The 8,561-nt window shown below is 71.4% G+C and carries 9 protein-coding genes; 8 read left to right on the top strand and 1 reads right to left on the bottom strand.

Going from position 1 to position 8,561, the window contains the following annotated elements; translation table 11 throughout:
• The 4 genes from QM633_RS10660 to QM633_RS10645 form a co-directional block, all read left to right on the top strand.
• A partial coding sequence (locus tag QM633_RS10660; protein WP_415153735.1) for an amidohydrolase family protein occupies positions 1-182 on the top strand: 182 nt, incomplete at its 5' end.
• Between the two features lie 35 nt (positions 183-217).
• Positions 218-1,201 (top strand): lysostaphin resistance A-like protein, encoded by a 984-nt coding sequence (locus QM633_RS10655; protein WP_415153734.1) that lies wholly within the window; start codon positions 218-220, stop codon positions 1,199-1,201.
• The gene (locus QM633_RS10650; RefSeq protein ID WP_415153733.1) at positions 1,198-4,413 is read left to right on the top strand and encodes an SNF2-related protein; all 3,216 of its coding nucleotides are present in this window, start codon (positions 1,198-1,200) and stop codon (positions 4,411-4,413) included. The genes QM633_RS10655 and QM633_RS10650 overlap by 4 nt, the downstream gene beginning before the upstream one ends.
• A complete protein-coding gene (locus QM633_RS10645; RefSeq protein WP_415153732.1) occupies positions 4,410-4,817 on the top strand; it encodes a hypothetical protein in 408 nt (135 codons plus the stop codon). Before QM633_RS10650 ends, QM633_RS10645 begins: the two co-directional genes overlap by 4 nt.
• On the opposite strand, the gene QM633_RS10640 is transcribed toward QM633_RS10645, so the two are convergent.
• Positions 4,792-5,295, bottom strand: coding sequence for a GNAT family N-acetyltransferase (locus QM633_RS10640; protein ID WP_415153731.1), 504 nt, complete (start codon positions 5,293-5,295; stop codon positions 4,792-4,794). The genes QM633_RS10645 and QM633_RS10640 overlap by 26 nt on opposite strands.
• A 61-nt stretch (positions 5,296-5,356) precedes the next feature.
• On the opposite strand from QM633_RS10640, the gene QM633_RS10635 reads away from it, so the two are divergent.
• The 4 genes from QM633_RS10635 to QM633_RS10620 form a co-directional block, all read left to right on the top strand.
• Entirely contained in the window at positions 5,357-5,734 is a 378-nt protein-coding gene (locus QM633_RS10635; RefSeq protein ID WP_415153730.1) for a VOC family protein, read from the top strand.
• Between the two features lie 521 nt (positions 5,735-6,255).
• Entirely contained in the window at positions 6,256-7,656 is a 1,401-nt protein-coding gene (locus QM633_RS10630; protein ID WP_415153729.1) for a DUF222 domain-containing protein, read from the top strand.
• Between the two features lie 168 nt (positions 7,657-7,824).
• Positions 7,825-8,040: a hypothetical protein gene (locus tag QM633_RS10625; protein WP_415153728.1), complete on the top strand. Its 216-nt coding sequence runs from the start codon at positions 7,825-7,827 to the stop codon at positions 8,038-8,040.
• Positions 8,041-8,089: 49 nt separating this feature from the next.
• The coding region (locus tag QM633_RS10620; RefSeq protein WP_415153727.1) for a hypothetical protein at positions 8,090-8,561 on the top strand (472 nt) is incomplete at its 3' end.

The raw sequence follows: 8,561 nt of genomic DNA, 5'->3' as shown, positions 1-8,561 counted from the left end.
GCAACGCGGTCGCCGCGGGCGTGCCGCTCGCCACGGCGGTCCGGGCGGCGACCGCCCAGCCCGCCGACTACCTGTCGCTGCCCGATGTCGGCCGGCTGGCCCCCGGCCTCCGGGCCGACCTGGCCGTGCTGGACGACGACCTGTTCGTGACCCGCGTCCTGCGCTCAGGCGTGTGGTCGTAGCGAGCGTGTCGGAACGGGACGCTACGGTTGGCTGCGTGAGTTCGACCGTGGCACCAGACGTCGTGCAGGCACCGGAGCACCCGAAGGTCCGCTGGGCACGGGTGGCGCTGTTCTACGGCCTGGCGTTCGGCTGGGTCTGCCTGGTCGCCGCCGCCCTGTACGTGACCGGCCACCGTGACGTGTCGTCGGGGCAGGGATCGCTCCTGGTCACGGCCGTCCTCGCGATCTTCTACATGCCCGCGCCCCTGGTCGCCGCGCTGGTGGTGGAGCGGCTCGACCGTCGTCGCCCGCTGCTGCGCTCGCTGTTCTCCGGGTTCCGCCGTACCCTGCCGAGGCTCGTGCTGGTGGCCGTTCCCGTGGTGGCCGCCCTCATCCTGGCGATGCTCGGCCTGAGCTGGGTGCTCGGGAACGTGCTCGACCTGAGTGGGCCCGGCCGCGTGCTGGTCAGCCACGACGACCTCGTCGCCAACGCCCTGCTCCTGGTCGGCAGCATGAACGCCGACCAGGTCGCCTCCCTGAGTGCGGGCATGCCCGGGCTGTGGGTGCTGCTGGGGCTGGCGCTGGTCAGCGCGCTGGTCGCCGGCTTCACGATCAACGGGCTGTTCGCGCTCGGCGAGGAGTACGGCTGGCGTGGCTGGCTGGCCGACGAGTTGCGCCCGCTGGGAGCGTTCTGGGCCAACCTGCTCACCGGCGTGCTGTGGGGGCTGTGGCACGCGCCGCTGATCCTGATGGGCTTCAACTACGCCGGCTACCCCACGTTCGGGACGGCCTTCATGATCGCCTTCTGCGTACCGATGTCGTTCCTGCTCTGGCGGGCGCGCCAGGTCACCGGCTCGCTGCTCGCGCCGGCGGTCCTGCACGGCGCACTGAACGGTTTTGCCGGCGTGTTCACCGTGGTGCTCGTGGACGCGAACCCGATCGCCGCGGCGCCCGTGGGCGTGGTGGGCGCGGCGGCGGCCGGCCTCGTCGCGCTGATCTTCTGGATCGTCACGAGGAAGGCCGCCGGTCGCGCCGGATGAGCCAGGCGAGGTATCCGGACTGGGTGCACCAGCTGAGCGAGCGCCGACTGGTCGAGCTGTTCGGCGAGGTGACGCTTGCCCGCGGTCAGGAGTACGTACGGCAGGGCCGGGTCGGGCAGATCGCCATCGGCTCGGGGACCGGCGGCAGCCTGGTCCAGGCTCAGGTGCGGGGGGCGGCCTACCGCTCCTACCAGACGGTGGCGCGGTACACGGCGGAGACCGGCGCGATCCGAACGTCCTGCTCCTGCCCGGTGGGGTACGACTGCAAACACGGCGCGGCCCTGCTGTGGCACATGCGGACGGTGAACCTGCGCGCTCTCACCCCGGCGTGGCAGCGAGCCCTCGGCGATATCGCCGCCGAAGCCCGCACCGCCGCGGACGGCCAGCCGCTGGCGATTCAGGTGACCCGGACGCAGGCGGGAGCGTTGCAGCTGCGTCCCCTGGTCTGGGGCCGGTCGGGGCGCTGGGTGCGCACCGGGATCACCTGGGAGAGCGTCGCCTTCGCGTGGGGCGGCCAGTTCGCGGAGGAGCAGCGGTCCGCGCTGGCCGGACTCGCCCGCACCCGCGACCAGAGGTCCGGCTACTCCTACTCGCGCAGGGCGGAGGTGATGGAGGTCGCCGAGCTCGGCGCCGCGGCGTGGCACTGGCTGCGCCAGGCGGTCGCCTCCGGCGTCGAACTCGTGCCCGGGCAGGGGACGCCGCCGGTCCGGCTGGCGGCCGAGCCGGCCCGCGTGGCGAGCCGGCTCACCCGCACCTCCGGCGGACTCCAACTGCACACCTTCGCCGTCGCGTCCGGCCGGGAGTGGCCGGTGCTGGCCAGCAACCTGATCGGCTCTCCTCCGCACGGTTTCGCCGTCGAGCAGGACGGGGAACTGCTGCTGGTGCCCTTCGCCGACCCGCTCAGCCACGGCCAGCAGACGCTGCTGCTCCAGCACGCCCGGCTGGACATCCCCTCCTCCGACGTGGGTGCCTTCGCCGCCGACTTCTATCCCGTGCTGCGCAGGATGATCGCCATCGACGTCGCTCCCGACGTCGAGCTGCCGCAGGCCTCGCCGCCGCGACTGCTGCTCCGGGTCCGGTTCGAGCCCGATCATGTGACCGCACTGCGGTGGGCGTTCCGCTACGAGGTCGGCGCGCAGGTGCTGGATGTCGAGCTGTACCCCTTCGGCGACGTGCCCGGCTACCGCGACCGGGATGCGGAGGATGCCCTGCTCGACGCGTTGCCGCGCGGGCCGTGGCCCGCGACGCCGAGCCGGGACCGGTGGCGCGTGGCGGAGACCGCCACCCTGCGCGGGCCGGCCACCGCGGCGTTCGTCACCCTGTGGCTCGACCGGCTGCCGAAGGAGGGCGTCGTCGTCGAGGTTACCGGAGTCCCGCAGCACTACCGGCTGGCCGAGGAGGCGCCGCTGGTGAGCCTGTCCGTCACCGACCCGGGCGAGGGCACCGACTGGTTCAACCTGGCGGTCAGGGTCACGATCGAGGACGAGCCGGTCGAGTATCGCGAGCTGTTCACGGCGCTCGCGACCGGCCAGACGCACCTGATCCTGCCATCGGGCACCTGGTTCAGTCTCGAGCGGCCCGAACTGGAGCAGCTGCGGGCGCTGATCGAGGAGGCGGGCGAACTCCAGCCGCGCGACGGGGAGGGCCTGCGGCTGCGGGCCGAGCAGGCCGGCCTGTGGGAGGAACTGATCGGTCTCGGCGTGGTGGCCGAACAGTCCCGGGCGTGGGCCTCGGCGGTCACGGCGCTGCTGCACACCGACGAGTTGCCCGAGGTGCCACTGCCGGCCGGGCTGCGGGCCACGCTGCGGCCGTACCAGGAGGTGGGGTTCCGGTGGCTGCACTTCCTGCACGGCGCCCGGCTGGGCGGGATCCTGGCCGACGACATGGGGCTGGGCAAGACCCTGCAGGCGCTCGCCCTGGCCTGCTCGCTGGCTGAGGCGGGGCAACTCGACCGCCCGTTGCTCGTGGTCGCGCCGACCTCGGTGCTCGGCACCTGGGCGGCGGAGGCCGCGCGGTTCGCCCCGGACCTACGGGTCGAGGTGGTCGGGCGCACGGCGAAGAAGCGTCCGGAGCCGCTGGCGGACATCGCGGCGGCGGCGGACGTGGTGGTCACGTCGTACACGCTGCTGCGGCTGGACGCCGACGAGTACGCCGCGCAGGCCTGGTCGGTGGTGGTGCTCGATGAGGCCCAGTTCGTGAAGAACCGGCAGTCGCGGGCCTACCAGTCCGTCCGCCGGCTCCGCGCGGCGGCGAAGTTCGCGGTCACGGGCACGCCGCTGGAGAACAACCTGATGGACCTGTGGTCGCTGCTGTCGATCGTCGCGCCGGGGCTGTTCGCCGATCCGGCCGTCTTCACCGAGCGCTACCGGCGTCCGATCGAGGCGGGCACGGACGCCGAAGCGTTGCCGCGGCTGCACCGCAGGGTGCGTCCGCTGATGCTGCGGCGCACGAAGGACTCGGTGGCCGCGGAGCTGCCACCCAAGCAGGAGCAGGTGCTGTCCGTCCCGCTGGCCCCCGCCCACCGACGCCTGTACGACAAGCAGCTCGCCGCCGAGCGCAAGAAGGTGCTCGGCCTGATGGACGACCTGCGCAGGAACCGGATCACGATCCTCGCCTCGCTGACGCTGTTGCGCCAGCTCGCTCTCTCGCCGGCGCTCGTGCTGCCGGGGGAGGCGGCGGTGTCGGCGAAGATCGACACGCTCGTCGAACTGGTCACGGAACTCGCCTCGGAGGGCCACCGCGCACTGGTGTTCAGCCAGTTCACGACCTACCTCGGCCTGGTGCGCGACCGGCTGGGCGCCGAGGGGATCGGCACGAGCTATCTCGACGGGCGGACGCGGGACCGCGCGGCGCGGATCGAGGCCTTCCGCTCCGGCACCGACCCGGTCTTCCTGATCAGCCTGAAGGCGGGCGGCTTCGGCCTCACGCTCACCGAGGCCGACTACGTGTTCATCCTCGACCCGTGGTGGAACCCGGCTGCGGAGCTGCAGGCGATCGACCGGACGCACCGGATCGGCCAGGACAAGAACGTGATGGTCTACCGGCTGGTCAGCGAGGACACGATCGAGGAGAAGGTGGTGGCGCTCCAGGAGCGCAAGCGCGACCTGTTCGCCAAGGTCGTCGGCGAGGCCGGCGACCTCGCCGCGCCCCTCACGGCCGACGACATCCGCAGCTTGCTGGAGCCGTTCGAGCCCAGGGAGAAGCAGAGATGACCGTGGCCGGGCAGGCGCGACTGTGGCAGTGGGCAGCCGTCGTCTACGGTGTCTGCGCCGTGCTGTTCATCGCCTACTTTCCGACCGTGGTGGTCCAGGGCCAGCAAGCCTCGATGATCCAGTTGTGGGGGCCGTCGGTGATCGTGCCGGTGTCGATCCCGGTGCTCGTGACCGCGGTGCCGGCACTCCTGCCCTGGCGCAAGTCCCTGTTGGCCTGGATCGTGGCCGGGTTGCTGGGCGTCTTCATCCTCATCACCGCGCTGTCCTTCGGGCTGCTGTACATCCCGTCCGCCGTGTTCAGTGCCGTCGCGGGCTACCTGCACCACCGCGCGCCCGTCGAGGACGCACCACCGCCGCCCGACGACTGGCCCGGCATCGTCAGGCACGGTCCGTCCGGGCCCTGAGCGGGCGCGCCGGACTGGCGTCGACGCCGGGCTCAGCGGGCATTCTTCGCATCAACCGGCTGTACGGGGCGAAACCGAGCCTCGCCCAGAACGCGGCGCCCCGCGGATTGCTGTCGTAGACATCGAGCCGAAGCGGCCGTCCGTCCCAGAACTGGCGTACGGCCTGCTCGAACAGGCGCTGGCCGATTCCCCGCCCGCGGTGTTCGCGCGCGACGAAGAACTGGCGGACGAAGACGTCCGCGTAGTCGGGGTCGTCGCGCCACAGCGCGTAGGCGACCGGCTCGTCCTGCGCCCAGGCCAGGGCTGCCTGATAGCGACCCTGGCTGAGCCAGGTCCGCATCCGCTCCACGTAGAGCGAGGTCGGGCCCAGCGCCGGCGCGCCCTCGTCCTCGGCCAGCTGGGCGTTGAAGCGGCCGAGGGCCGGGGCGTCGAGCGGCGTGCAGGGGCGCCACTGTGGTGCGTCGTCAGGAATCGCCATGCCACCATCCTGCCGCCTCGCGACTTGCCGACATGGGCCCACCCGCACCAGATTTGGTGGCATGGGGAAGGTGCTGCCGGAGTTCATCCTGTACGTGGCCGACCAGGCGCGGGCCAGGGAGTTCTACGCGACAGTGCTCGCGCGCGAGCCCGTCCTCGACGTGCCCGGCATGACCGAGTTCGACCTGGGTGGCGCGCTGCTGGGCCTGATGCCCGCCACCGACATCGTGGCACTGCTCGGCGGCGCGGTGCAGCCGGGGGAACGGCAGCGGTGTGAGGTGTACCTGCGACGTCCGGACGCCGCCGAGGCGCTCGCCCGCGCAGCGAGCGCAGGCGGACGGGTGGTCAGCGGCCTGGCGCCGCGTCCCTGGGGCGAGACCGCCGGCTACGCGCTCGACCCCGATGGTCACGTGCTGGCGGTCGCGCTGCCGGGTTGCTGATCCAGCCCATCAGCCCACCGCTGGCTGGTCGAGCTTGTCCAGGCCGCGGTCGATCGGGGAGATTGACGAATCGGGCGGGTAGCGACGCCGGCGGCATCAGCTGCAGGCGCCCCCTTGCCGAGCGCCACCTTGAAGGGTTCGACGTCGGGGTGGATGTTGCTGCGGATGCCGAGGGTGATGCAGGCATGCGCGGTGGGGGTGAGGATGCCACCGAGGCAGCCGGTATAGGCGCCGTTGCACGACTCGAACCGGGCAGTGGGTGTCTCGTACCTCCCTCCGGGCCCTCTCTGTCGTCCCATCCACACGGGGCCTGATTTCATCGCTCTCTCCGTCTCATCCTCAACCTACGCCGCCGCTCGCGGAGTGGTAGCAACAGCAATGCCCACCGGTCCGGCTGGATTCCGATCCTGGACGGGATCGCCTATGCGTACGATTATTCTCAGTAAACCTTCATCTTTCAAGGTACGTGGGGAGGGATTGGCGGGAAGAAATTGTCAGTGGCGACGTCTAGCGTGAGGTGCATGGATGAGGGCGTGACGGTCAGCAGCGGCGTGCTGGTTGATCCGTGCCCTGATTTCTTCGTCGCTTGGTATGAGGCGATTGAGAACGGTTGGTTGCGGCTGGCCGGGGACGGTCCCGCCGAGGCGCCGCCGCAGGAGCTTGAGCCGTGGCAGTTGACCGACCAGGCGCTGCTCGCGGAGTTGGAGGCGACGCAGCAGCGGTTGTCCAGGTTGCAGGGGTGTTGGCTCGCATTGCTGGCCGATGTGGAGAAGCGTGAGGCCACGCTGAAGCTCGCCGGCCTGCCAACCAGTTCGTGGCTGGTCGACCGCAACACCCACAGCGCCCGGGCAGCACGGGAAGAGGTGCGGTTGGCGGCGCAGTTGGACGCCCAGCCGATCGTGGCCGACGCGCTCGGACAGGGCTGTTTGTCGGTGGAGCAGGCGCGGGTGATCGCCCACGGCTTGGATCGGCTGCCCGATGAGCTGGACGGTGCCCAGCGCCGGGAGGTGGCTGCACAGCTGGTCGAGTTCGGGCAGCAGTTCGGGCCGTACGGGCTGGCCCGGTTGGTGAACCGTGCGGTGGAGGTGGTCGCGCCGGAGGTGGTCGAGGACGCGGACCGCAGGGCGGTCGAGCGGACGGAGCGGGAGCAGCGTCGGGCCCGCTATGTGACCTGGCGCAAGGACCTCGACGGAAGCCTGGTGCTGTCCGGGAGGTTGGACGCGGTGAGCGGTGAGAAGCTCGTCGGGGTCCTGACCGCGGTGGGCGCGAACGTGCGCAAGACCGCTGCTCTGGCCGGGCAGGAGATCAGCCGTGCGCAGGCGGCCGCTGACGCGCTGGTCCGGCTGGTCGATCACTATGCGGGCTGCACGAAGCTGCCGCGGCGGGGTGCGGATCGTCCTCGGATCTTGGTGGGCCTCGACCACGACGTGTTGTGCGGCCAACTGGGCACCGGCACCATGCTGAACACGGGCGAGCAGATCTCCGCCCAGCAGGCGCGGGTGCTGGCGTGCGACGCCGGGATCCTGCCGATGGTCATGGGCGGGGACAGTGTGCCGTTGGACGTCGGCCGGGAGAAGCGACTGTTCACCGGCCACCTACGCTCCCTGCTGATCGCCAGAGACCAGGGCTGCGCCTTCCCCGGCTGTGCTGCCGGCCCGGCGGAGTGTGACGCCCACCACCGCAAGCCCTGGTCGGCCGGCGGGGAGACGTCGCTGTCGAACGGGGTGCTGCAGTGCACCTTCCACCACCATGTGGTCGAGCCCGTCCCCGGCGCTTCACCCGAGACTCAGTGGCAGATCCGCCTCGACGCTCGCGGCTACCCCGAGTTCGGCGCGCCCGAAGGAGTGGGCGCGCCACCCGGGCAACGCCGCTGGCGCCAACACCAGCGCTACCAAACCATGCCCAGACCAAATCGGCCGTGACGGCGGCCCCTCGTGACGCGCTCGCGGGTCCTGAGGAACGCAACTGAGCTCGCGACGTTGCGTGTCACGAAGGCGTCCCTTGCGGCCTCCCCGAGTTCGGTGCGAACTCCGGGTACGCGATCAACCCCGCCCGTGGCTTCGGGCCGAGGTTCTTCGCGTGGCTGGCCGGTGGGGGCAGACCGCGCTACCCGGCACAGTCCCGACAAGTTCAGTTGGTACTTCTGGGTGCCCATCGTGGGCCCGCTGATCGGTGGTGTGATCGGCGTGCTCATCTACGACTGGTTCATCGGCAACGTGCTGAACGCCCGGGCCCGGCTCGCAGAGGGGCCTGAGGTCGGACGTCTGCCCGAGAACAACGCACCCGGCGCCGCAGCGGACGAGTAGTCGCACCGGCACACCTGGCACGCGAACCCCGACGTGGGAGAATTCGTCCATGTCCGTCGGGGGTCGCGTGCTCCTGGTCGTCGCGGGGGCACTGATCGGGCTGCTCGCCGAGGCCGGTTCTCCGCCAGCACCATTGGTCGTCGGCCTCGCCGACCTTGCCGTGGGCCTCGCATTCGTCGTCGCCGGGGCAATTGCTCGGCGGCCGACCTACGTCGCCCTATCGGTGGGGGTGGGCGTCCTCTGGTTCACGGGGACGCTCCTGCCGGCCGCCCAGCCGTGGCACCTCGGCATGCTCGCCTGGCTCCTGCTCCGCCTGGCGTGGCGGGACCGCCCCTCCCGAACAGTGGTCTGCGGGGCAGTCGCTTGCGCGGCCCTCGCCCTGCTCTGGCCTCTGTGGAGCGTCGACCCGGGAGTCGTCGTCGGCGCTCTTGCCTGGGCGACGATCGTGCTCGCTGCCGGCGTGCGAGCGCCGCGCGGGCCGGGCCGAGCGGCCGCCCTGATCTCGGCGGCCCTCGTCTGCG

The organism is Propionicimonas sp. (assembly GCF_047606205.1).
Taxonomy (GTDB): domain Bacteria; phylum Actinomycetota; class Actinomycetes; order Propionibacteriales; family Propionibacteriaceae; genus Propionicimonas.
This window is presented reverse-complemented; position numbering and strand designations above follow the sequence as displayed.